Below are 22,742 nucleotides of genomic sequence, written 5' to 3' on the forward strand. Positions count from 1 at the left end.
GAGGAGACGCGGCGAGGATCCGTCTCAAGGAGACGCCGAGGAGACGCCGAGGAGACGCCGAGGACGCGGTGAGGATCCCGTTCAGGAGACGGCGAGGGGGCCGAAGATCAGCCGCTGCCGCCGCCGGTGGCCCCGCCGGAACAGGGAGAGCATCACCGTCAGCGGGGGACCGGCGAGCTTGCGCAGCCGGGCCATCTCGTCGGGCTCGGCGTACTGCTCCATCCTCGGCAGGTCGATCCTGACGTTCCCGCCCTTGCGGACCTCCGTCTCGACCCGGTGCCAGTCGGCGACGGACACGTACTTCCTGATGATCGGGAAGAGCAGCCGCTCCTCCTCCGTGATGTGCTCGTCGAGCATGTCGGCGAGCCGGGTGAGGGACTTGGCGAGCGCGGAGGCGTCGCCGGTCGAGGCGAACGCGGCGGCCTGGCCGTCGATCTCGGCCAGCAGCGGGTCGAGGTCGGCGTGGTCGTCGCTCAGGTCGCGCAGGTCCACCTCGGCTCCGGCGGACCGTTCGAGGACGGGCCAGAGCACCTTGTCCTCCATCGTGTGGTGGTGGTGGATGCCCCGGTTCAGCGTGGTGATGAAATCGGCGATGGCGCGGGCACGGGTCTGGTCGGCCGACTGCCGGCCCTCGGCCAGCTGGGTGGCGAGCGCGGCCAGGCGGCGGACGTCACCGCGCATCGCGCGGTGGGTGATCTGGAATCCCAGAAGTTCCGGGGTCATGTCGAGGGCTCCTCGGTCGGTGCGGGCTGCTTACCCGACCACGATGCGACGGTCCTCTTATGGGCTACTTGGTGGTCACTTGGTGGCGAACCGTGACCGGTCGGCGCGCCCGTTTCCCCCGCGTTCCCGGGCGGGATTCGAGGGGGCGGGCCGAAGATCGGGCGGGGTCCGTCGCGGGGAGCGTGTGGTGGTCCGGGCGGACCTCTATTGATTTCGCATCCCGCTGCGGAGCCGTGTATGGTTACACCTGTCCGCAAGCGAGAGCGACACGGACAGGCCCCTTTAGCTCAGTCGGCAGAGCGTCTCCATGGTAAGGAGAAGGTCTACGGTTCGATTCCGTAAAGGGGCTCAACAGCCTAAAGGCCCTAACCTCCCGGTTAGGGCTTTCGGCTTGGTTGGCCTTAAACAAGCAAAGGCGAGCCAGAAAATACTCAAGGTTCCTGACACGCGAGCGGGCATACTGGGGCAACCCAGAAGAGGTCGCCCTGACCTGCACAAGTACGCAGGCACTCTGCGGGTCGGGTATCCTTGCGGGGTCGGTCGATTTCGTCGGCCTCAAGGCGGAGTAGCTCAGCCAGGCAGAGCAAACGGCTCATAATCGTTGTGTCGCCGGTTCAAGTCCGGCCTCCGCTACTACCCACAGGGGCTTCTCCCACCAGAGAAGTCCTGTCGTGGGTTGTCCACTGTCCAGAACGTAGAAAGGCACTCCCAAGTGGCTGCCACCGACGTTAGGCCGAAGATCACGCTGGCCTGCCAGGAGTGCAAGCACCGCAACTACATCACGCGGAAGAACCGGCGTAACGACCCGGATCGGCTTGAGCTGAAGAAGTACTGCCCCAACTGCAAGACGCACCAGGCGCACCGCGAGACTCGCTAGTCTGCGCGAAGCCTTCCGCCGTGGGCGGGAGATGAGTGCTTCATCGGCACGCACACACTCCACGAAAGCCGGCGTCCTCCAACGAGGCGCCGGTTTGTCGTATCCGTACAGTTTTCTCCCGCGGGCGTTGACCGGGGAAGAGAACCTGCGGGAGGGCGAGCCGGGCTAGGTTTGCTGGTGGCACACTTCCAGGTGGCCGGCCGAGGTCCGGGCGGGGTCCGGGGCACGCTTTGGAATCTTGTTCTGTTAGTGTCTCGCTTCCACTCCGGTCCACGGACCGGTCTCGTCGCGTCGGTATCCGCAAAGGAGCACGATGGCCCTGAACCGTGACTTCGTCGGGCGGGCGTCCGCGCCCTCCTCGCCGTACGAGGTCAGTCGCGTGAAGATCAAAGAGTTCGCGACGGCGATCGGGGACGACAACCCGATCTACCGGGACAGGGAGGCGGCCCAGGCCGCCGGGCACCCCGACGTGATCGCGCCGCCGACCTTCCCCATCGTGTTCAGCCTGGTCGGAGGGACGATCCTGACCGACCCCGAGCTCGGCCTGAACCTCGCCATGGTGGTCCACGGCGAGCAGCGCTTCGAGTACCGGCGGCCGATCCACGCCGGGGACGAGCTGGTGAGCGTCTCCACCGTGACCGACATCCGCAGCGTCGGCCGCAACGAGCTGATCACCGTCAAGAGCGACGTCAGCACCGTCGACGGTGAGCCCGTGTGCACGACCTACAACACCATCGTCGAGCGTGGAGGGGCGGGCTGACATGGCCGCGACGGTCAAGTACGACGAGGTCGAGACGGGCCAGCAGATCCCGCCCGCCGAATACACGGTGCGCCGAGCCAGCCTGGTGATGTACGCCGGGGCCTCGGGCGACTTCAACCCCATCCACTGGAACGAGCGCTTCGCCAAGACCGTCGGGCTCCCCGACGTCATCGCGCACGGCATGTTCACCATGGCGCAGGGCGGCCGGTTCGTCACCGACTGGGCGGGCGACCCCGGCGCGGTCGTCGACTACGGGGTGCGCTTCTCCTCCATGGTGGTCGTCCCCGACGACGAGCAGGGTGCCGTCATCACGGTGAGCGGGCTCATCGAGGAGAAGCTCGAGGACAAGCGCGTGGTGGTCGCCCTGACCGCGAAGTCCAACGACTCCCGGGTCCTTTCCAAGGCCCGCGCGGTGGTCCAGCTGTCGTAGGCGCCCCGGCACGGGCGCGGTCCCGCCCTGCACGGCATGGCCAGGCATGGCCTGGCCGGTCTCATACGGCGTGGCTCCGCCCGGGATTCACCGGATGCGGTCCGTGCCGGTTCGGGACGCGGCTCATCGGCTCGTGACGGTTCGGCTCGTGATCCACGAGCACGGATCGTGTTTCACCGGCAGGGTCCGTGTTTCACCGGCGGAGTCCGTGGTTCACGGGAACGGCCCGTGGTTCACGGCATGCTCCTGGGCAGGGGCCGAATCTTCCTCCTGTCTCGGGGTAGCTCCCCAGCATGAGCGAAGTACCTCCTAACGTGACCGGCCTCGCCGAGCGGCGGGCCAAGGCGCGAGCCGAGCGGGACCACGCCACCGCCGACGCGCTCCGTGACGAGATCAGAAGCGAGGGCTGGCTCGTCCGGGACACCGCCGACGGCTTCGAGCTCATCCCCTCTCCCTCCTTCGAGGTGTGGCCCACGGTGAGTGCCCTGCCCGAGGGGGCGGCGCGGGACGGTTCGGCAGGGAAGCCGGACGCCGCCACGACCGAGGGACGGGTCGACGCCGGGGATGGCGGGGACGCCGCGGGGCGGGAAGACTCCGCGGATCCGGGGCGGGTCGCCGAGGTCGCCGACCCCGGACGCGACCCCGGCCGACTCGGCGACCTGGACGCCGAGCGGGTCGCCGAGACCGAGGCGGCGCCCCAGCAGAGGCCCGAGGGCTCGGAGCTGGTCGGCCGGACCGACGATCTCGACGGCCACCCCGAGCGGACGGTCTCCTCCCAGCTGCTGTGGGACGCCAGCCTGTCGATCTCCCGGCTCGACGAGTCGATCGCTCCGCCGGCCGACGCCGAGGAGCCACCGGAGGCGCGGCCGACGGTGACCGTCGCGCTGCTCGTCGACGGCCACCCCGACGAGCTTCGCGAGTGCGTACGCGCCCTGGTCGCCCGTACGGAGGCGAGGATCCTCGCCCTCGACCTGGGAAACGTGGACGGCGCGGGAGAGGTCCTGGAGGAGCTGGCCGAAGAGTTTCCCCGCAGGGTGGAGTCCTGGCACGTGGCCGAGTCGCCGCACTGGAGGGGAGGCTCCGCGGGATGGGGTGAGAGCAGGGACAAGCTGTTGCGTCTCGACACCTCGGACGTGCACGTCGTGATGGACACCTCCGTGATCCTGGAGGGCGACGCCGTCACCCCGCTGGTCAAGGCGCTGGACGACGATGTGACCGCGGCCGGGTGGAAGGGCGTGAACCCCCGCGAGGACGACAGGGAATGGCTGGAGGCCGAGCCGGGCGAGGTCCGGGGGCTGCTCGGCCACCTGTTCGCGATCAGGCGTGACACCGCGCTCGCCGCCGGGGGGTTCCCCGCCGACGCCCGCTACTACCGCAACGCCGACCTGGAGTTCTCGCTCAGGCTGCCCGGCACGCTCGTCGCCCTGGGAAAGGATCTCCCGGTCCGTCAGGAACGGCACCGCCGCGACGACGGCGCGGACCCCGAATATCGCGACAGGGAGTCCCGGCGGACCTATGACCGGGTGCTGAAGCTGCTGCGCTCCCCGTAGGCTGGTCGCGGATTTCGGCCGGGTGGCGGGTGGGGAAGCGCATGACGGAGCGGGTGGCGGGGGTACGGCTGGCGCCGTACACGACGCTGGGGCTGGGGGGACCGGCCGGGGCGTTCGTGGAGGCGGGGTCGTCCGAGGAGATCGTCGAGCTGGTGGCGGCGGCCGACCGGGCGGGCGAGCCGGTGCTCGTGCTGGGGGGCGGCAGCAATCTGGTCGTCTCCGACGCGGGCTTCGACGGCCTGGTCGTGCGCGTCGCCTCCCGGGGGGTCGAGATCGAGGGGGACCTGGTCACCGCGCAGGCGGGCGAGGACTGGGACGCCCTGGTCGAGCGCGCGGTGCGGGAGGACCGGTCGGGTGTGGAGTGCCTTTCCGGCATTCCCGGGCTGGTCGGGTCCACGCCGATCCAGAACGTCGGAGCCTACGGGCAGGACGTCTCCCAGACGATCACCGCCGTCCGCGTCTACGACCGCCGGGCCGGTGAGGTGCGGGACCTGACCGCGCGGGAGTGCGGGTTCGCCTACCGGCACAGCGCTTTCAAGGATGATCTGGGGCGATACGTCGTGCTCGCGGTCACCTACGAGCTGGCCGGGGATGCGCTGTCCGGCCCGGTCGCCTACCGGGAGCTGGCCTCCCGGCTCGGTGTCGCCCTGGGCGAGCGGGTGCCGCTCGCCCAGGCCCGTGCGGCGGTGCTGGAGCTGCGCGCGGGCAAGGGCATGGTCCTGGACGCCGCCGACCCCGACACCCGCAGCGCGGGGTCGTTCTTCACCAACCCGGTGCTCGCCGCGGCGCAGGCCGCCGAGCTTGAGTCGCGGGCGCCGGGGTTTCCCCGCTGGGACATGCCGGACGGGGCGGTCAAGGTCCCGGCGGCGTGGTTGATCGAGAACGCCGGGTTCCCGAAGGGCTACCGGCGCGGCCCGGCCCGCATCTCCACCAAGCACACCCTCGCCATGACGAATCCGGAGCTGACGGCCTCGACGGAGGAACTCCTCGACCTCGCCCGGGAGGTGCGGGACGGCGTCCTGGAGAAGTTCGGCGTCACCCTGGTCAACGAGCCCGTGATGGTCGGCACCCGGCTCTGAGCGGGGAATGGGCATTCGATTTCTGCTGCTATGGTCTGATGGAAAGACCCGAAGGGGAGTAGTCCCAATCGCGTGATCGACATGCTGGCGCCTGAGGCGCCCGGTCGCGCGGGCCTCGGATCCGGCCGGTTCGGCCCGGCTTCGCGGCGGACGAGACCTTCGGCCTGGCAGGCATTAACTGGATGCCGCCGGGCCGAAGACGTGCCCGAAACTCCCCGGGTATCCCCTTCCGCCCGGCTGCGTACGCGGGAAGGGCACCTTCGTTGGAAGCGTTCTGGATCAGTCTTGCTGTGATCTTCGTGGCCGAACTCGGCGACAAGAGCCAGCTCATGGCGATGACCTTCGCCACCCGGTTCAAGCCGTGGCCGGTCCTCGCCGGAATCACCCTGGCCACCGCGGTGGTCCACCTGTTCAGCGTCGCCCTGGGCGGGCTGGTCGGCGACTTTCTCCCCACCACGGCGATCACGATCATCGCGGGCATCGCCTTCCTGGGCTTCGCGCTGTGGACGCTGCGCGGGGACGAGCTGACCGACGAGGAGTCGCAGAAGGCGCAGCGCACCACCCGGTCGGCGATCATCGCCGTGACCGTCGCCTTCTTCCTCGCCGAGTTGGGGGACAAGACGATGCTCGCGACCATCACCCTCGCCACCCAGTACGGCTGGTTCGGCACCTGGATCGGCTCGACGGTGGGCATGGTCGCCGCGGACGCCCTCGCCATCGTGGTCGGCCGGATGCTCGGCAAGCACCTGCCGGAGAAGATCATCCGGTACGGCGCCGCCGCGGCCTTCGCCGTCTTCGGTGTGATCCTGCTGCTCGAACCGCTGTTCGCCTGATCGGAGCCGGTACGACCGCGTGTGGTCGGCGGCGGTGAAGCAGGGGGATCAGGGCGAGGCGACGGGTGAAGCGTCAGCGGCGGCGGGTGAGGGGTCAGCCGATCAGGGCGAGGCGGTGGGCGGCCGCGGCCGCCTCGCCACGGGTGGAGACACCCAGCTTGCCGAGGATGTTGGAGACGTGGACGCTCACGGTCTTCGCCGAGATGAACAGCTCGACGGCGACCTCGCGGTTGGACCTGCCCTGGGCGACCAGCCGGAGCACCTCCAGCTCGCGCGGGGTGAGCGGCGGCTCGGAGCCTCTTGCCCGCCCGGTGTCTCCGGCCTGCTCGGTGAGGGAGATCCCGATCCGGTGGGCGAGCGCCTCGATCTCGGTGGCGAGCGGCCGGGCGGAGAGCGCGACGGCGATCGGGTGGGCCACGCGCAGCCGGGACGCGGCACCGTCGCGGTCACCGGCGCCGGCCGTCGTCCGCCCGCCGAGGAGCAGCGACTTCGCCCGCAGGAAGGGGCGTCCCAGCCGTTCCCAGGCGGCGGCCGCGGCGTCGTGGTCGCGGATGAGACCGAGCCGGTATGCCTCGGCGACGGGACTGTCCACGGTCATCGCCTCCCTCGCCTTCTCGACGTGGGCGTGCAGCGCCGCCACCCGTTCGGGCGCGAGCGCCTCGGCCGTCTCGCAGACCCCGCCGAGCAGACCGAGCACCCGCCAGCCCAGCATGGGCTTGCTGGTGATCTGCGCCTCGAGGGTGACGCGCTCGGCGACCTCCAGCGCGGCCAGCGGCTCCCCGCTGAGCAGATGCAGGCCGATCGTGAGCCGGGCGTTGGCCGTCAGCTCCTGCATGAACTCCTCGGGGGCGTTACCGAAGGCGCCCACCTCGTCCAGGACGGCTCTGAGCACGTCCGTCTCGCCGCGGGCGATCGCCACGTCCCCGCGGATCCGCCGCAGGTGGTGGCGGGTGCGCAGGGTGGGGTCCGCGCCGAGGAGCCGCTCGACGAGCTGGGCGGCCTCGTCGAACCTGCCCAGCGCCTCCAGCGCCTCGGCCCGGTTGTTGGCGATGAACGTGCCCTGGTCACGGTGGCGGCCGTACTTCCTCGCGAGCCGCTCCCCTTCGAGCGCGAGCTCGATCGCCTCGGTGGAGCGGCCCATGTTGTTCAGCGCGTCCACGTTGTTGGCGATGGCGCGCAGGACGCTGCGGCCGGACTCGACGCGCTCGCCGATCGCCTTCGCGGTCTCGTTGAGTTCGATCGTGACGTCGAGGCGCCCCGCGATCGAGTGGCCCAGCGCGAGGTTGAGCAGCAGCTCCGCCTCCAGGGTCTCCTCGCCGTACTCGCGCGCGATCCGCAGCGCCTCCTCGGTGTGCGCCGTCCCCTCCTCCAGCTCGCCGCTGAATATGAGGTACGAGCCCAGCTTGGACAGCACCTCGGCGCGTTCCAGCCCCGGTTCCGGGACGAGGCGCTCGGCGTAGCGAAGATCGTCGAGCACCCCGGGGCGCCGCTTGGACTTCCTGAACTGCGATCTGCGGACGACCAGGTTCGCCACCCTCGCGGGTTCGGTCCGCTCGTCGAGTTCGTTCAGCGCGGCCTTGACGAACTTGCCGCCCCGCTCGACCTCTCCGCACGCGCTCGCGGCCTCGGCGGCGTGCTCCAGGACGGTGGTGTGGTCCACGCCGATGCGCTCGGCGGCGTCGGGAACCTTGCCCCACAGCGTCAGCACCCGCTCCAGCAGCTGCATCATCTCCTTGTAGGCGAAGGTGTTGGCGGCCTTGCCCGCCGCCTCCCAGGCGGAGATGAGGGCCCAGAGGTCGTCGCGGGCGGCGTGCCAGTGGTGGGCGATCTCGATGGCGGCCCGGCCGGGAGGGACCAGCGTGCGGTCCCTGCCGATCTCCTCGGCGAAGCGGGCGTGCAGCCGTACGTGCTCGCCGGGCAGGAGCTCGTCGTGTACGGCCTCGCGGATCAGCGCGTGCCGGAAGACGTAGGCGCGGCCGTCGGCGACCTGCAGCACGTTGGCCGCGATCGCGGTGCGCAGCGCGTCGTCGAGTTCGACGTCCGACAGCTCGCTGACCGCGACGAGCAGGGCGTGGCTCACCCGGATGCCGCCCGCGGCGGCGACGCGCAGCACCCGCTGGGTCTCCTCCGGGAGCCGCTCCACGGAGCCGATGATCAGGTCGTGCAGGGAGTCGGGGAAGGTGCAGTCGCCGCCGCACTCCATCAGCGCCTCGACGAACAGCGGGATGCCCTCGCTGCGCTGGAAGACCCGGTCGACCTGGGCGAACTCGGGGGCGCTGCCGAGGATGCCGGCCATCTGGGCGGCCACCTCCGACTGGGTGAGCCGGGGCAGGTCCAGCCGGAGGACCCCGTCCAGCCGGCTGAGTTCGGCGAGCACCGGCCTGAGCGGGTGCTGGCGGTGCAGCTCGTCGGAGCGGTAGGTGAGGACCATCAGCACGGGAGCGGTGCGCAGGTTCCGGCTGAGGAAGGCGATCAGGTCGCGACTGGAGCTGTCGGCCCAGTGGACGTCCTCGATGAGGAGGATCACCGGGTGGCGCTCGGCGAGCCGTTCCAGCAGGGTGAGGATCTGTTCGAAGAGGCGCGCGCGGGCGGTGTCGCTCTCGGTGTCGCCGCTCGGCTCACCGAACTCGGGGAGCAACCTGGCCAGGTCGCGCGTCCCTCCCTCGGGCAGCAGGGCCGCGACCTTCTCGACGCCGCACTCGCGGACGAACTGGCGGATCGCCGCGGTGAACGGCGCGTAGGCGAGGCCCTCGGTCGACAGCTCCACGCAGCCCCCGTTGAGCACGTGGGCGCCGTCGGCCGTGGCCCGCTCCGCGAAACACCCGATCAGGCGTGACTTGCCGACACCCGCCTCGCCGCCGAGCAGCACGGTCACCGCCGCGCCCTTCCGGGCCTGCTCGAACGCCTCGGCCAGGTCCGCGAGTTCCCTCTCCCGCCCCACGAAGATGGGGCTTACCGCCCGACCCACCATGTCTGCCAGCATGTCATGCCTTAAAGGTGCGATCTCCTCATTTTTCGCTCGGTGAAATCGGGGAGTCAGGGAGGCAGGGAGGCCCGGCCGGGCGAGGGGGAGCGGCCGGGCTCTCGGGACGGGGTCATGCCGGAATGATTTTGCTGAAGAGCCCCCCGCGGCGCTTCTCCGAGGAGTGGGCCTTCCTGTCCTCCTCCGCCTCACGGGCGCGGCGGTAGTCGTCGGCCTCCTCGCGGAGCTCGGCGGTCCGGTGGGCGATCATCTCAAGATGGAACTCGGGACCCATGAGGGTTCCTTTCTGATGGGGCGCCTCGCGGCACGCTTTCCTTACAGACTCAAGATTCGTCCTAAGGCCCCCGGTCCCACATCGGGAGGATGTCCTATCTCCCGGGCACTTCTCGCCGCGGCACTACCTAGATGGGGCCCGTCCCGTGCCGATACTGCCTAGTGCTGTGACCGGAGGGTTTCAGGCTGTGACGCCAGGCTGGAGCGGCGGCAGCCGGAGTCACTCTGTGACGTCACGCCCGAGCAGCGGCAGCCGGAGGACGAAGCGCGCGCCTCGCGGACTGTCCTCGATCTCCAGTGTCCCGTGGTGGTCGGCGGCGATCGCGCGAGAGATGGCGAGGCCGAGCCCACTGCCGGTGGGATCCCTGTGCCGCCCGTCGCTCAGTCGTACGAAGGGCTGGAAGACCCGTTCGCGGGCCTCCGGGGCGATGCCGTCCCCGTCGTCGCTCACCGTGACCACCGCCTGGTCACCCCTGCGCTCGGCGCTGACCTCGACGCCGGTTCTGGCATGCCGTTGGGCGTTGACGACCAGGTTGTTGAGAATCTCGCCGAGTTGGACGCGGTTGCCGAGGACCGTCACCTCGTTCCTCACCCGGGTGCGCACCGGCACAGGCCGTGTCGTGGTGATCAGTTCCTCGTACACCAGCGTCCCGAGGTCGACCGGTTCGGGAGGGGCGGGAGCGACCGTGCGGATCCGGGCGAAGATCAGGATGTCGTCGATCAGGGCTCGGAGCCGTTCCGTCGTCGCAAGGCCCGCTTGGATCACCTCGCCCTGATCGACGCGGTCCGGGTACAGCACGGCCTCTTCGAGCTGTATCCGAAGGCCGGCCACCGGGGTTTTGAGCTCGTGGGAGACGATGGAGGCGAAGTGCCGCTGCTGTCCCACCGCCTTCTCCAGCCGGGCCAGGGTCTCGTTGACCGTGCGCGCCAGCCGGGCGATCTCGTCGTCGTAGGGCGGTTCCGGCACCCGCATGCTCAGGTCGCCGACGCCGATCTCCGACGTTCTCTCGCGGATCGCCTCCACCGGCCGTAGTGTCCGCCCGACCAGTGCCCAGACCATCCAGGTGGTGAAGGCGGTGGTGAGCAGGGCCGCGGTCAGTGTGCCGATCTCCAGGATGTGCGTGGCCAGCGCGGGAGGCTCGGCCACTCCCGCGTAGACGACGTGAGAGTCGCCGTTCCACACGAAGCGGGCCTCCTGTGGGGAGACCCGGGTGGCGGTGACCAGGACGCAGCCGGTGGGGGAGCACTCGGTGAGGTGGAGGATGCGGTCGTCGTGGGGCGGCCGGACGGTGCTGAGCGGCGGCCTCCCCGCGGCGGCGGGACTGGCCGACACCACCCGGCCACGTGAGTCGACGAGCTGCAGGAGATTGACCTCGGTGCTCGGTACCGCGGCCGGAGGAAGGCCAGGCTTCATCGACGCGATCCACTCGATCGCCACCCGCTGCGTCTCGCGGAATATGTCGTCGCGGATCTCATTACGGATCATGATGTCGAGACCTACCGCGATCACGGTGAAGACGATCAGGGACACCACCGCTGCAAGGACTGTGAAGCGCGCCCGGATCGAGCAATCGCCCCCAAAGGGCCACATAAACGAATCCCCCGCCATGTTTGCCTGTTCACCTGCATACAGGCACGAAAGCGGAAGTCCAAGATCTATGTCATGACATAGGACAAATTTGGCTAAAGCCATCAGGGGTTCGCGGGGCGGGGAGGGGCGGCGGTGCCGGCTCTCGTGCGGGCCGGTCGGCGGAAGTTGACGAAAACCGACAAGGCCGCTGGGCAGGGTCCAGTTTGGAAGTAATCACACCAGTAGGCATGCTGGAGAGGTGTCAACTATGACGACCTCGCTCAACGACGTGGCCGCGTCCAACGTCACGCTGCGAAGCTTCCTGCACGGCCTGCCCGGCGTCGACCGCGTGGGCGCCGACCAGCGCGCCGCGATGCTCGGCACCCGATCCATCAAGACCACCGCCAAGGCCCAGGCCATCGACCTCGCCATCGGCATGGTGGACCTGACGACCCTGGAGGGGGCCGACACCCCGGGTAAGGTCCGCGCGATGTGCGCCAAGGCCGTCCACCCCGACCCGGCCGACCCCTCCGTGCCCAAGGTGGCCGCGGTGTGCGTCTACCCCGACATGGTCGCCGGGGCGGTGGCGGCGCTGAAGGGCTCCGGCGTCAAGGTGGCCAGCGTCGCGACCGCCTTCCCCAGCGGGCGTTCCTCGCTCGACGTCAAGATCGCCGACACCACCCTCGCGGTGGCGGCCGGTGCCGACGAGATCGACATGGTCATCGACCGGGGCGCGTTCCTCGCGGGCGACTACCTCAAGGTCTTCGAGGAGATCGTCGCGATCAAGGCCGCGTGCGGCACCGCCCACCTGAAGGTGATCCTGGAGACCGGCGAGCTGTCCACGTACGACAACGTGCGCCGCGCGTCCTGGCTGGCCATGCTGGCCGGGGGCGACTTCATCAAGACCTCCACGGGAAAGGTCCAGCCCGCCGCGACCCTCCCGGTGACGCTGATCATGCTGGAGGCGGTCCGCGACTTCCTCGCCGCGACCGGCCGCAAGGTCGGGGTGAAGCCCGCGGGCGGCATCAAGACCACCAAGGACGCGATCAAGATGCTCGTCCTGGTCAACGAGACCGTCGGCGACGGCTGGCTCAGCCCCGACTGGTTCCGGCTCGGCGCCTCCAGCGTCCTCAACGACCTGTTGATGCAGCGCCAGAAGATGACCACCGGCAGATACGCGGGTCCCGACTACTTCACCCTCGACTAAGGCGTTCACATGTTTGAGTACGCACCGGCGCCCGAGTCGCGTGGCGTCGTCGACATCAGGCCGTCCTACGGCCTGTTCATCGGCGGCGAGTGGGTCGACTCCCAGGGCGAGAACCGCAACAAGACCGTCAACCCCGCCTCCGAGGAGGTCCTCGCGGAGGTCGCCTGGGCCACGGAGGCCGATGTCGACCGGGCGGTCCAGGCCGCGCGCAAGGCGTTCGGCGTCTGGTCGGCGATGCCCGGCTCCGAGCGGGCCAAGTATCTGTTCAGGATCGCGCGGATCATCCAGGAGCGCTCGCGCGAGCTGGCCGTGCTGGAGTCGCTGGACAACGGCAAGCCGATCCGCGAGTCCCGCGACGTGGACCTGCCCCTCGTCGCGGCCCACTTCTTCTACTACGCGGGCTGGGCCGACAAGCTCGACTACGCCGGGTACGGCCCAGGACCGCGCCCGCTCGGGGTGGCCGGCCAGGTCATCCCGTGGAACTTCCCGCTGCTCATGCTCGCGTGGAAGATCGCCCCCGCGCTCGCCTGCGGCAACACCGTCGTCCTCAAGCCCGCGGAGACCACCCCGCTGACCGCGCTGCTGTTCGCGGAGATCTGCGCGCAGGCCGACCTGCCGCCCGGCGTGGTCAACATCGTGACCGGCGCGGGCGAGACCGGCGCCGCCCTGGTGAACCACCCCGACGTCGACAAGGTGGCCTTCACCGGCTCCACCGAGGTCGGCCGCCAGATCGCGAGGTCGGTCGCGGGCACCGGCAAGAAGGTCACGCTGGAGCTCGGAGGCAAGGCCGCGAACATCGTGTTCGAGGACGCCGCGCTCGACCAGGCCGTCGAGGGCATCGTGAACGGGATCTTCTTCAACCAGGGCCACGTCTGCTGCGCGGGCTCCCGCCTGCTGGTGCAGGAGTCGATCGAGACGGAGCTGCTCGACGCGCTGAAGCGACGGCTCGGCACCCTGCGGCTGGGCGACCCGCTCGACAAGAACACCGACATCGGCGCGATCAACTCCGCGGCCCAGCTCGCCAAGATCCGTGAGCTGTCCGACCTCGGGGAGGCGGAGGGCGCGGAACGCTGGTCCCCGGCCTGCTCGCTGCCCGACAAGGGCTTCTGGTTCCCGCCGACCATCTTCACCGGTGTCGCGCAGTCGCACCGGATCGCCCGCGAGGAGGTCTTCGGCCCCGTACTGTCCGTGCTGACCTTCCGTACCCCGGCGGAGGCGGTGGAGAAGGCGAACAACACCCCGTTCGGCCTGTCGGCGGGGGTGTGGACGGAGAAGGGATCGCGCATCCTGTGGATGGCGAGCAGGCTGCGCGCCGGCGTCGTCTGGTCCAACACCTTCAACCGCTTCGACCCCACCTCGCCGTTCGGCGGCTACAAGGAGTCCGGGTACGGACGCGAGGGTGGCCGGCACGGGCTGGAGGCGTATCTCGATGTGTGAACATCACCGGGGCAGGCGTCGCCGCCGGCGTGTCCAGAGCACCAGAGGCCACGGCTTCGCCCGCGCGGGACGGCCGGAGCCGCGTGGCTGGTTCGCCCACCGGTGCGGGGTGAGCCGCTGCGGTCAGATCTTCGTGCCGGCCCGGCTGGCACAGCAGGAGAGCACGTGGAGAGGGCTGGGAAATGAGTAAGGCGGAGAGGCCGAGCCGGGCACGGGCCGGCAAGCGGGCGGGTGACGCCGCGGAAGAGCGCGCGGGTGACGCCACAGGAGAGCGCACGGCTTCCTCCCGTGCGGGCGAGGGCGGCGGGCCCGCACGGCTCGCCGTGCGCAAGACGTACAAGCTGTACATCGGCGGGGCGTTCCCGCGCTCCGAGAGCGGAAGGTCCTACGCCGTGGCCTCCTCAAGGGGCGACTTCCTCGCCAACGCGTCCAAGGCCTCGCGCAAGGACGCCCGCGACGCGGTGACGGCAGCGCGCAAGGCGTTCGGCGGCTGGTCGGGCGCGACGGCGTACAACCGGGGGCAGATCCTCTACCGCGTCGCCGAGATGCTGGAGGGCCGCCGGGCACAGTTCGTCGCGGAGCTGGCGGAGACCGGGACGAAGAAGGCCGGGGAGGTCGTGGACGCGGCCGTCGACCGGCTGGTCTGGTACGCGGGATGGTCCGACAAGATCGCTGCGATAGCCGGGTCCGCCAACCCGGTCGCCGGGCCCTACTTCAACCTCTCCTCGCCCGAGCCGACCGGCGTGGTCGCGGTGGTCGCCCCCGACGAGCCGCTGCTCGGGCTCGTCTCGGTGATCGCCCCGGTGATCGTCACGGGCAACACCTGCGTGGTGATCGCGAGCGAGCGCGCCCCGCTGCCCTCGATCACCCTGGCCGAGGTGCTGGCCACCTCGGACCTGCCCGGCGGGGTGGTGAACATCCTCACCGGCTCGGTCGCCGAGATCGCCCCCTGGCTGGCCGCGCACATGGACGTGAACGCCCTCGACCTCACCGGGGTCGCCGACGAGAGCCTCGCGGTCGCGTGCGAGGAGGCGGCGGCGGAGAACCTCAAGCGCGTCTTCCGCCCCGCCGCGACCGACTGGTCCGCCGACCCCGGCACCAGGCGCCTCACGGCCTTCCTGGAGACCAAGACGGTCTGGCACCCCACCGGAGTCTGATCGCCGTCGGCGAGCCGTCATCGGGCGAGGAGTCCGTCCGGAGGGCTCGCCGACGGGGACGAGCGGCCGTCAGAGGGGCTGCCGCCCGGCGAGGAGCCGTCAAGCGAGCCGCTGTCACGTGAAGGGGCGTGAGGCGAGAGGTTCCAGGGCTCTCAGGTGAGCGGGGCGTGGCGGGTCCACGGCCGGGCGGCCTCGAGCTGCCCGGCCAGGGCGAGGAGTTGCGCCTCGCCGCCGGGGGCCGCGACGAGCTGGACACCGATCGGCGTGCCGGTGGAGTGCCTGCCGTACGGGACGCTCATGGCGGGCCAGCCGGCCATGTTCCACGCCGCCGTGGCGGGCGCGTACGTGAGGTTGACGCGGGCGTTGGCGAGGAGCCCTCGGCGGCCCCAGCGCTCGGCGGGCGGCGGTACGGCGGCGAGTGTCGGGGTGACGAGCACGTCGGCGTTGCCGAACCACTGGTCCGCCCCGTAGGCGCGCCAGCGGTCGCGGCCCGTCGCGCCGTCCGCCCCGACCTTGGAGAGCAGCCGGCCGGCCCTCGCCAGGGACCGGGTGCGCCGCTCCAGTCCGCGCGGTTCGAGCCCTTCGACGTCGCCGGCGGCGCACGCGAACCAGGTGGTCACGGCGGCGGCACCGAGCCGCAGGGACATCCGTTCGGTGTGTTCCACCACGGTGTGCCCCGCCGCGCCCAGGACCTCCGCCGCCCCGGTCACCGCCCGCTGGAACTCGGCGTCCACCGAGAAACCCGGCGGCAGCGGCATCGGCGCGACCGCGATCCGCAGCCGTGGCGGATCCGACAGGGTGAGCCCGCCCGGATAGTCGTCGATGGCGCGGCCCACGCCGAGGGCCTCGCTCTCGTCGGGCGTCGCCAGCGACATGTCACCCGCCATGACGGCGAGGGCGAGGGCGAGGTCGGCGACGGTCGTGGCCATCGGCCCGTTCTCCGACATCCGGTACCAGTCGTGCTCGGGCGGTGGGACCACCCCCTGCCCGGGCTTGATCGAGACCAGGCCGCAGCAGGCGGCCGGGATGCGCAGCGAGCCCAGCCCGTCGGCGCCGTGGGCGAGCGGGACCATCCCCGCGGCCACGGCCGCCGCGCTGCCTCCCGAGGAGCCGCCGGGGGTGCGCCTCAGGTCCCACGGGTTGCGCGTGACGCCGTACACGCTGTCGGTGACCCCGGCCAGGCACAGCTCGGGCACGTTGGTGATGCCGACGACCACCGCGCCCGCCGCCCTGAGCCTGGCGACCACCGGATGATCCTCCTGCGCGGCCACGTCGGGCGTCGCCGCGGAACCGTTGCGCGACGTCTCACCCCCGACCGCGACGTTGTCCTTGACCGCGATCGGCACCCCGGCGAGCGGCAGCCCGGCGAGGTCCTCCCGCTCCTGCAGGACCCGTGCCTCGGCCAGCGCCCGTTCGGCGAGGACCACGCGGAACGCCCCGACGCGTCCGTCACGCTCGGCGATGGCGTCGAGGTGCTCGGCGACCACCACGGGTGCCGTGACCTTCCCCCGTCGCACGGCATCCGCGATCTCCACTGCGGAACTTCCCACCCACGACATGCACCGAGTGTGGTCCGGCGAGTCCGCCAGGGGAAGCGTCCTACATCTCAATCAGATGACTTGTCCGGCTCGTCGGTGTTATTCCGCTCGCCCCGCCGGGGCTCGCGCCCCGCCGCCTTGAGCGCCAACCGGAGTGCGTACTCCAGTTGGGCGTTGACGCTTCGCAGGTCGTCGGCCGCCCATTTGGCGATCACCTCGTAGACGGCCGGGTCGAGCCTCAGCAGGATCTTCTTGCGCTCAGCCATAGAGGCTGCCGGCATTGACCACCGGCTGCGTCGCCTTGTCACCACAGAGGACGACCAGCAGGTTGGAGACCATCTGCGCCTTGCGCTCCTCGTCGAGTTCCACCACCTCATCCTCCCGTAGTTTGGTCAGTGCGAGCTGGACCATGCCGACCGCGCCGGCGACGATGTGGGTGCGCGCCGCGACCACCTGGGCGGCCTGCTGCCGGACCAGCATCGCCTGGGCGATCTCCGGAGCGTAGGCGAGGTGGGTGATCCGCGCCTCCAGCACCTCCACCCCGGCGAGCTGTGTGCGGTCGCTCAGCTCGGTGGTGAGCTCGGCGGCCACCTCGGCGCCGTCGCGCAGGCTGGTACGGCCCTCCTCGTGGGCGTCGTACGGGTGACTGGTGGCCAGGTGCCTGACGGCGGCCTCGGACTGGATCGCCACGTACTGCTCGTAGTCGTCCACGGAGAACGTCGCCTTGGCGGTGTCGGAGACCTTGTAGACGACGACGGCGGCGATCTCCACGGGGTTGCCGTCGGCGTCGTTCACCTTGAGCTTGGTCGTCTCGAAGTTGCGCACCCGGAGGGTGACACGTGCCTTGCTGGTGAACGGCAGCACCCACTGGAACCCGGCCTGGTTCACGGTCCCGACGTAGCGGCCGAAGAACTGCACGACCTTCGCCTCGTTCGGGTTGATCACCGTGAATCCGGTGGCCACGACCATCGCGACGACCCCCCACCCGATCGCCGCGGCGATCAGCCCCGTTTCCCCCGCCGCCCACCCGGCCCAGGCCAGGACGGCCCCGAGCGCCAGGAGCCCGATCAGGACGCCGAATCCGCTCGCCCGGAAAGCACGTCGTTCCATGTACGCCACCTTTGCTATCGAAGTGATATCACTACGATAGCTCACGAAGGCCGTCCGCGCGGGTCGCCGGGCGAGGTTTCCGGCTTGCCGCCGGGAGCGCCGGGAGCGGTTGCCCGGCCGGTACGGGAGGTGAGGAGGCGTGTGCCGGGCGATGATCGTGCCCGCTGCTCCGGGTCGGCGCCGTGTCAGCGTCGCGGGTTGGTGCGGCGGGTGGCGGTGGCCGACATGGGGTCGTCCGGCCAGGGATGCCGGGGATAACGGCCGCGGAGCTCGGCACGGACCGCGCGGTAGCCCTCGCGCCAGAACGAGGCGAGGTCGGCGGTGACGGCGGCCGGGCGGCCCGCGGGGGAGAGCAGGTGGATCACGAGCGGGACTCCCGCGACGCGCGGGGTCTCGGTCCAGCCGAACAACTCCTGCAGCTTGGCCGCGAGCACCGGCCGCTCTCCCGAGTAGTCGATCCTGATCCGTGACCCGCTCGGCACCTCGACCCGCTCGGGGGCCGTCTCCGCCAGCCGTGCGTTCCACGGGACCAGGCGGTGCAGGGCGGAGACCACGTCGAGACGCTCCAGGTCGGACCGGCGGCGGGCCCGCGACAGCTCGGGCTCCAGCCAGCGATCGGCCGCCTCGATCAGCGCGTCGTCGTCCGTCGCGGGCCAGGGGTCGCCGAGCGTACGGCGGCAGAAGGCGAGCCGCTCGCGCAGGGCCACGGCCTCGGGAGTCCAGCGCAGTATCGACAGGCCCTCGGAGCGCAGGCCCTCCAGGACGGCGGGCCGCACGTCGGCGTCGCGGAGCGCGCCGCTGGACAGCTCGATCGCGCCCAGTCGTTCCACCCGGCGCGCCGACACGTCTCCGCGCCGCTCTCCCGGCGGCACATGCCAGGTGATCTCCTCGCCGGAGACGTACAGGGAGGCCGCGGCGAGCCTGGCGATCTCCTCGTCGATCACCACCGCCTGCCTGATCCTCGCCGACGCCGCTCCGGCGGGCCGGTCCGCGACCGCGACCGCGAGCCACTCCGCCGTCCCCAGCCGTGACCCGCGCGGCAGTTCGGCGGCCGTTCCCGAGGCCATCAGGTACGACCCGCCGCGCCGCCGCGCCACCCGCTCCGGGTAGGCGAGTGCCACGACGATCCCGGCCACGGCGTCGTCGCCCCCGGCCGTCGGAGCACCCGTGAACGTGGTGCCCTTGGACGTGGTGCCCTTGGACGTGGCGCCCTTGGACGTGGCGCCGGTGGATGTGCCGCTTGTGGACGTGGCGCCGGTGGATGTGGCGCTGCCGGCGCGGGCCGCCTCGGCGCCGCCGCTTCTCGCGGGTCTTCCCGCGGCATCGCCTTTTCCCGGCCGGACGGCACCGGCGTCGGCGGGTTTTCGCCCCCGGTGCCGGTCGGTGGCGGGTACGGCTCGGGCCAGGCGACTCGCCTCCTGGCGCCACCGGGCGGAGAAGCCGTCGCCGCCCTGGCGCGCGGAGCGCCAGATCGCCACCAGGTCGTCGCCCGCGTCCCTGGGCAGCTGCTCCGACAGCAGTGCCACGACCTCGGCGGCCCGGGGGCCGGCGTCGATACCGTCCGCGCCGGTGTCCGTCCCCGCGTCGATCAGGGCACGTGCCAGGCGCGGGTGGACCCCGACCCCGGCCATTCGTCGTCCCCGGTCGGTCACCCGGCCGCCGGGAGGGGGGCCCGAAGAGCGCTCCGGCCCGCCCGGCGTCCGCGGGGTGGCGGGGGAGTCCAGCGCGCCCAGGGCGTACAGGGTGCGGCGGGCGGCGTCCATCGCGGCGGGCGGTGGCGGGTCGAGCAGGGCGAGGCCGGTGGCCGAGGGGTCGCCCCAGCAGGCGACCTGGAGGGCGAAGCCGGTCAGGTCGGCGAGTGCGATCTCGGGCCGCGCGTGCTCGGGCAGCCGGTCGTGCTCGGCCCGCGACCAGCACCGGTAGACCACGCCGGGCGCCTCACGGCCCGCCCGCCCCGCCCGCTGGGTGGCCGAGGCCCTGGAGGCGCGGACGGTGGTGAGCGAACCGAGACCGCGGGCATGATCGGTGCGGGGCTCCCTCGCCAGGCCGGAGTCGACCACGATCCGCACGCCCGGCACGGTGAGGCTCGACTCGGCGACCGAGGTGGCGAGCACCACTCTTCTGCCGTCCCCCGGGGACAGGACCGCGTCCTGGACCCGGGCCGGGGCCTGACCGTGCACCTGGAGGACGTCGACGCCGGGGAGCATCGCGGCCACCCGGCCGATCTCGCCGACACCGGGCAGGAAGCAGAGCACGTCACCCTCGTGCTCTGCCAGCGCACGCCGTACGACGGCCGCGACATGGGTGAGGAACGCCGGGTCCACCCGCATGCCGTGGGGCGGTGCGACGGTCCCGGTGGGCGGCACCCAGACGGGCGTGACCGGATGCATGGTCCCGGAGGCGTGCACGATCGGCGCGGGATCGCCGGGACCGCCCAGGTCGCGGAAGGTGTCGGGGCCGCCGAGGTCGCCGGGGTCGCGGGAGGCGTCGGAGCCGGCGGGGTCGCCCGGGGTATCGGACGGGTGGGGGCCATCGGTGCCGCCGGACGGTGGGAGAGCGCCGGGGGAGCCGAGGAGGCGGGCCCAGGGGGCGGCGTCGGCGGTGGCGGAGGTGGCGACGATCCGCAGGTCGGGGCGGAGCGTGGCACGGACGTCGAGGAGGAACGCCAGCGCGGTGTCGGCGTCCAGGTGGCGCTCGTGGCACTCGTCCAGCAGGACCGTGTGCACGCCCTCGAGGTCGGGGTCGCGCTGGAGCCGCTGCAACAGCACTCCGGTGGTGACGACCTCGACGACCGTCCTCGGACCGGTTCTGCGCTCGCCGCGTATCGAGAACCCGACCTCCGCGCCCACCTCGGACTCCAGCAGCCACGCCATCCGCTTCGCCGCCGCCCGCACCGCCATCCGCCTCGGCTCGGCCACGATCACCCGCTTCGGTCCCGAGCCGTCGAGGAGCCCGGCGAGCGCGAGCGGGACGAGCGTGGTCTTGCCTGTGCCAGGGGGAGCGGTGAGCACGGCGACGCCCCGCCCGTCCAGCGCCGCGAGCAACTCGGGCAGGACGTGACGTACGGGCAGGCCGGAGGAGTCGGAACGCACCCGTCCAGTGTCCCCGAGTCCGCCATCGGTCAGGCCGCCCCACCTACGCCAACGGGTCCGACGACGCGTTGGGCCTGTGGAACGTCCTCGTCACGCACGGCCTCAGGCGGACCGGTGGCCACTGGGTCGTCGCCGACAACGAGTGCTGGCGAGCCGCGGGACGAGGGGAGACCGAAGGCGACCCCCCGGGGGTCGCCTTCGGGCCGCTAGGCCGACGGGTCGAGGATTCCGAAGCTCACCAGGGCGATGATGATGATCCCGAGGGCGATCCGGTAGATCACGAAGCCGGTGAAGCGGTGGGTGCTGATGTACTTCAGGAACCACGAGACCGCCAGATAGCCCACGACGAACGAGATCACGGTGGCCAGGATCGTGGGCCCCCAGTCGGGGGCGCTGCCGTCGCCGATCTTGAACAGCTCCAGGAAGCCCGAGCCCAGCACGGCCGGGATGGCCAGCAGGAAGGAGTACTTCGCGGCCTCCTCCCTGCGGTAGTCCAGCAGCAGCCCGGCGCTGATCGTGCCGCCGGAGCGGGACACCCCGGGGATGAGAGCGAGCGACTGGGCGAAGCCGTAGATCATGGCGTGGGTGAAGCTGAGGTTCCGCTCCAGGGTGAGCTTGTTGCGGGCGGTGTGGTCGGCGAACCACAGGACCAGGCCGAAGACGATCAGCGTCGTGCCGATCAGCCGCAGGTCGCGGAAGGCACCCTCGATGGAGTCCTTGAAGAGCAGGCCGAGCACCACGATCGGGATGGTGCCCACGATGACGTACCAGCCCATCCGGGCGGAGTGGTGGCCGCGCAGGCCGGGGGTCCACAGGGAGCGCGTCCAGGTGGAGATGATCTCCCAGATCTCCTTGCGGAAGTAGATCAGCACCGCGGCCTCGGTGCCGAGCTGGATGACCGCGGTGAACGCGGCCCCCGGGTCCGGCCAGCCGAAGAACGCCGACGCGACCCTGATGTGGGCACTGGAGGAGATCGGCAGAAACTCCGTCAATCCCTGAATCAGCCCGAGGACCACCGCTTCGAACCAGCTGATCACTTGAAGCACCTTCCGTGCCTGCGCGTGGGTAACCTACGCGAGGCTAGCGGAGCAGCGGGGCCGGTGTGACACGGGTCGTTCAGGGCATTGCCGAGTGGGGGGCCAACGAAGATCACATGGCGAGTCGAGTTGGCTCCTGAGCGCCGTTCGGCGAGGGTGGCACAGTACTCGGGCGTCGTCCGAGGACGACGATCGGAGGGCTGGGAATGACGATCAAGACGATCGCGGACTTCTGGTTCGACCCCTCCTGCCCGTACACCTGGATCACCTCCCGGTGGCTGGTGGAGGTGGAGAGGGTGCGGCCGGTCGAGGTGCGCCGGCACGTGATGAGCCTGGCGGTGCTCAACGAGGGCCGTGACGAGGATCCCGAGGGCGACACGGAGGGATACCTCTGGGTTCCCGTGCGCGTCTGCGAGGCCGTACGACAGGAGTACGGGCAGGAGGCGCTCGGGAGGCTGTACACCGCGATGTGGACCGTCGGCCGCGCTCGTGGGCAGGACTGGGCCGGTGCCCTGCACGACTCCCTCGCCGCCGCGGGCCTGCCGCCGGAACTGGCCGAGGCCGGGATGTCGACGGCCTACGACGAGGCGGTGCGCGCCTCGCACGCGGAGGGCATCGGCCTGATCGGCGAGCACGTCGGCACCCCGGTGGTCGCCGCCACCGGCCCCGCCACCGGTGGCGGGCGCGTCGTGTTCTTCGGCCCCGTGATCTCCCGGATTCCCGTCGGCGAGCAGGCGGGCCGCCTGTGGGACGGGACGCTGCTCGTGGCGGGAACCCCGGGCTTCCACGAGCTCAAGGGCACCGCGCACGAGAAACCCCGGCTCGACGATTCGGACTGACGGGGGTTCGCCCCGGAACGCGGGTTTCCCGCCCGCGGACGCCGGTTCGTTCGAGGGCGGTTCGTTCGAGGTTCGTCGGAAGGCGGTTCGTTCGAGGTCGGTTCGTTCGAAAGGGGCCGCGAGAGGTCGTCCACGAGACCCGGAGGGGTGCGACCCGCGTGGCGGGCCGTCCAGAGGCGATCCGGACGGCCCGTGGAGGGGGAAGGCGCGGGCCGCACCCGGTCTCGTCTACTGCCGCCGGGTCACC

The 22,742-nt window shown here is 71.2% G+C and carries 19 protein-coding genes and 2 tRNA genes; 12 read left to right on the plus strand and 9 right to left on the minus strand.

Features of this window, described 5'->3' with window-relative positions; translation table 11 throughout:
• Nucleotides 1-81: 81 nt before the first annotated feature.
• Complete coding sequence (locus ABT352_RS06095; protein ID WP_350942875.1) at nt 82-723, minus strand: hemerythrin domain-containing protein; 642 nt, start codon at nt 721-723, stop codon at nt 82-84.
• 276 nt (nt 724-999) lie between these two features.
• On the opposite strand from ABT352_RS06095, the gene ABT352_RS06100 reads away from it, so the two are divergent.
• From ABT352_RS06100 to ABT352_RS06135, 8 genes are all read left to right on the plus strand, one after another.
• Nucleotides 1,000-1,072 (plus strand) — tRNA-Thr (locus tag ABT352_RS06100).
• Between the two features lie 210 nt (nt 1,073-1,282).
• Nucleotides 1,283-1,356, plus strand: a tRNA-Met gene (locus ABT352_RS06105).
• Between the two features lie 79 nt (nt 1,357-1,435).
• A complete protein-coding gene (gene rpmG / locus ABT352_RS06110) occupies nt 1,436-1,600 on the plus strand; it encodes a 50S ribosomal protein L33 (protein ID WP_030921771.1) in 165 nt (54 codons plus the stop codon).
• Between the two features lie 313 nt (nt 1,601-1,913).
• Nucleotides 1,914-2,360: a MaoC family dehydratase N-terminal domain-containing protein gene (locus tag ABT352_RS06115; protein ID WP_350942876.1), complete on the plus strand. Its 447-nt coding sequence runs from the start codon at nt 1,914-1,916 to the stop codon at nt 2,358-2,360.
• 1 nt (nt 2,361) lies between these two features.
• Nucleotides 2,362-2,790, plus strand: coding sequence for a MaoC family dehydratase (locus ABT352_RS06120; RefSeq protein ID WP_350942877.1), 429 nt, complete (start codon nt 2,362-2,364; stop codon nt 2,788-2,790).
• Nucleotides 2,791-3,083: 293 nt separating this feature from the next.
• On the plus strand, nt 3,084-4,340 hold the full coding sequence (locus tag ABT352_RS06125; RefSeq protein ID WP_350942878.1) for a glycosyltransferase family 2 protein: 1,257 nt from the start codon (nt 3,084-3,086) through the stop codon (nt 4,338-4,340).
• A gap of 41 nt (nt 4,341-4,381) precedes the next feature.
• Nucleotides 4,382-5,419 (plus strand): UDP-N-acetylmuramate dehydrogenase, encoded by a 1,038-nt coding sequence (locus tag ABT352_RS06130; protein ID WP_350942879.1) that lies wholly within the window; start codon nt 4,382-4,384, stop codon nt 5,417-5,419.
• 263 nt (nt 5,420-5,682) lie between these two features.
• On the plus strand, nt 5,683-6,252 hold the full coding sequence (locus tag ABT352_RS06135; protein ID WP_350942880.1) for a TMEM165/GDT1 family protein: 570 nt from the start codon (nt 5,683-5,685) through the stop codon (nt 6,250-6,252).
• A gap of 94 nt (nt 6,253-6,346) precedes the next feature.
• Here ABT352_RS06135 and ABT352_RS06140 read toward each other — a convergent pair whose 3' ends face one another.
• The 3 genes from ABT352_RS06140 to ABT352_RS06150 form a co-directional block, all read right to left on the minus strand.
• Nucleotides 6,347-9,235 carry a helix-turn-helix transcriptional regulator gene (locus ABT352_RS06140; RefSeq protein WP_350942881.1) on the minus strand — a complete coding sequence of 963 codons (2,889 nt, stop codon included), beginning with the start codon at nt 9,233-9,235 and terminating at the stop codon, nt 6,347-6,349.
• A 112-nt stretch (nt 9,236-9,347) separates the two neighbouring features.
• On the minus strand, nt 9,348-9,509 hold the full coding sequence (locus ABT352_RS06145; protein ID WP_350942882.1) for a hypothetical protein: 162 nt from the start codon (nt 9,507-9,509) through the stop codon (nt 9,348-9,350).
• A gap of 219 nt (nt 9,510-9,728) precedes the next feature.
• Nucleotides 9,729-11,042, minus strand: a complete 1,314-nt coding sequence (locus ABT352_RS06150) for a sensor histidine kinase (RefSeq protein ID WP_350942883.1) — start codon at nt 11,040-11,042, stop codon at nt 9,729-9,731.
• Between the two features lie 304 nt (nt 11,043-11,346).
• Here ABT352_RS06150 and deoC point away from each other — a divergent pair, with 304 nt between their 5' ends.
• The 3 genes from deoC (at nt 11,347) to ABT352_RS06165 (ending at nt 14,879) form a co-directional block, all read left to right on the plus strand.
• On the plus strand, nt 11,347-12,285 hold the full coding sequence (gene deoC / locus ABT352_RS06155) for a deoxyribose-phosphate aldolase (protein ID WP_350942884.1): 939 nt from the start codon (nt 11,347-11,349) through the stop codon (nt 12,283-12,285).
• A 9-nt stretch (nt 12,286-12,294) separates the two neighbouring features.
• On the plus strand, nt 12,295-13,722 hold the full coding sequence (locus tag ABT352_RS06160) for an aldehyde dehydrogenase family protein (protein WP_350942885.1): 1,428 nt from the start codon (nt 12,295-12,297) through the stop codon (nt 13,720-13,722).
• A gap of 182 nt (nt 13,723-13,904) precedes the next feature.
• On the plus strand, nt 13,905-14,879 hold the full coding sequence (locus ABT352_RS06165; protein ID WP_350942886.1) for an aldehyde dehydrogenase family protein: 975 nt from the start codon (nt 13,905-13,907) through the stop codon (nt 14,877-14,879).
• 152 nt (nt 14,880-15,031) lie between these two features.
• On the opposite strand, the gene ABT352_RS06170 is transcribed toward ABT352_RS06165, so the two are convergent.
• The 5 genes from ABT352_RS06170 to ABT352_RS06190 all read right to left on the minus strand — a co-directional run bounded on the left by ABT352_RS06170 (nt 15,032) and on the right by ABT352_RS06190 (nt 21,656).
• Complete coding sequence (locus ABT352_RS06170) at nt 15,032-16,438, minus strand: amidase (RefSeq protein ID WP_350942887.1); 1,407 nt, start codon at nt 16,436-16,438, stop codon at nt 15,032-15,034.
• A 47-nt stretch (nt 16,439-16,485) separates the two neighbouring features.
• A complete protein-coding gene (locus tag ABT352_RS06175; RefSeq protein WP_326635151.1) occupies nt 16,486-16,683 on the minus strand; it encodes a type II toxin-antitoxin system antitoxin in 198 nt (65 codons plus the stop codon).
• Nucleotides 16,676-17,527: an SPFH domain-containing protein gene (locus ABT352_RS06180; RefSeq protein ID WP_350942888.1), complete on the minus strand. Its 852-nt coding sequence runs from the start codon at nt 17,525-17,527 to the stop codon at nt 16,676-16,678. The genes ABT352_RS06175 and ABT352_RS06180 overlap by 8 nt, the downstream gene beginning before the upstream one ends.
• A 185-nt stretch (nt 17,528-17,712) precedes the next feature.
• Nucleotides 17,713-20,619 (minus strand): ATP-dependent RNA helicase, encoded by a 2,907-nt coding sequence (locus ABT352_RS06185; protein ID WP_350942889.1) that lies wholly within the window; start codon nt 20,617-20,619, stop codon nt 17,713-17,715.
• Nucleotides 20,620-20,825: 206 nt separating this feature from the next.
• Nucleotides 20,826-21,656, minus strand: a complete 831-nt coding sequence (locus tag ABT352_RS06190; protein WP_350942890.1) for an undecaprenyl-diphosphate phosphatase — start codon at nt 21,654-21,656, stop codon at nt 20,826-20,828.
• Between the two features lie 206 nt (nt 21,657-21,862).
• On the opposite strand from ABT352_RS06190, the gene ABT352_RS06195 reads away from it, so the two are divergent.
• Nucleotides 21,863-22,495: a mycothiol-dependent nitroreductase Rv2466c family protein gene (locus tag ABT352_RS06195; RefSeq protein WP_350942891.1), complete on the plus strand. Its 633-nt coding sequence runs from the start codon at nt 21,863-21,865 to the stop codon at nt 22,493-22,495.
• Nucleotides 22,496-22,742 lie beyond the last annotated feature (247 nt).

Source organism: Streptosporangium sp. NPDC000563, from assembly GCF_040299985.1.
Classification (GTDB): domain Bacteria; phylum Actinomycetota; class Actinomycetes; order Streptosporangiales; family Streptosporangiaceae; genus Streptosporangium.

Coding starts and splice junctions, on each gene's coding strand:
- ABT352_RS06140 (WP_350942881.1), bottom strand. CDS start 9,235: ATGCTGGCAGACATGGTGGGTCGGGCGGTAAGCCCCATCTTCGTGGGG.
- ABT352_RS06165 (WP_350942886.1), top strand. CDS start 13,905: ATGAGTAAGGCGGAGAGGCCGAGCCGGGCACGGGCCGGCAAGCGGGCG.
- deoC (WP_350942884.1), top strand. CDS start 11,347: ATGACGACCTCGCTCAACGACGTGGCCGCGTCCAACGTCACGCTGCGA.
- ABT352_RS06170 (WP_350942887.1), bottom strand. CDS start 16,438: ATGTCGTGGGTGGGAAGTTCCGCAGTGGAGATCGCGGATGCCGTGCGA.
- ABT352_RS06175 (WP_326635151.1), bottom strand. CDS start 16,683: ATGGCTGAGCGCAAGAAGATCCTGCTGAGGCTCGACCCGGCCGTCTAC.
- ABT352_RS06195 (WP_350942891.1), top strand. CDS start 21,863: ATGACGATCAAGACGATCGCGGACTTCTGGTTCGACCCCTCCTGCCCG.
- ABT352_RS06125 (WP_350942878.1), top strand. CDS start 3,084: ATGAGCGAAGTACCTCCTAACGTGACCGGCCTCGCCGAGCGGCGGGCC.
- ABT352_RS06120 (WP_350942877.1), top strand. CDS start 2,362: ATGGCCGCGACGGTCAAGTACGACGAGGTCGAGACGGGCCAGCAGATC.
- ABT352_RS06095 (WP_350942875.1), bottom strand. CDS start 723: ATGACCCCGGAACTTCTGGGATTCCAGATCACCCACCGCGCGATGCGC.
- ABT352_RS06145 (WP_350942882.1), bottom strand. CDS start 9,509: ATGGGTCCCGAGTTCCATCTTGAGATGATCGCCCACCGGACCGCCGAG.
- ABT352_RS06160 (WP_350942885.1), top strand. CDS start 12,295: ATGTTTGAGTACGCACCGGCGCCCGAGTCGCGTGGCGTCGTCGACATC.
- ABT352_RS06115 (WP_350942876.1), top strand. CDS start 1,914: ATGGCCCTGAACCGTGACTTCGTCGGGCGGGCGTCCGCGCCCTCCTCG.
- ABT352_RS06180 (WP_350942888.1), bottom strand. CDS start 17,527: ATGGAACGACGTGCTTTCCGGGCGAGCGGATTCGGCGTCCTGATCGGG.
- ABT352_RS06130 (WP_350942879.1), top strand. CDS start 4,382: ATGACGGAGCGGGTGGCGGGGGTACGGCTGGCGCCGTACACGACGCTG.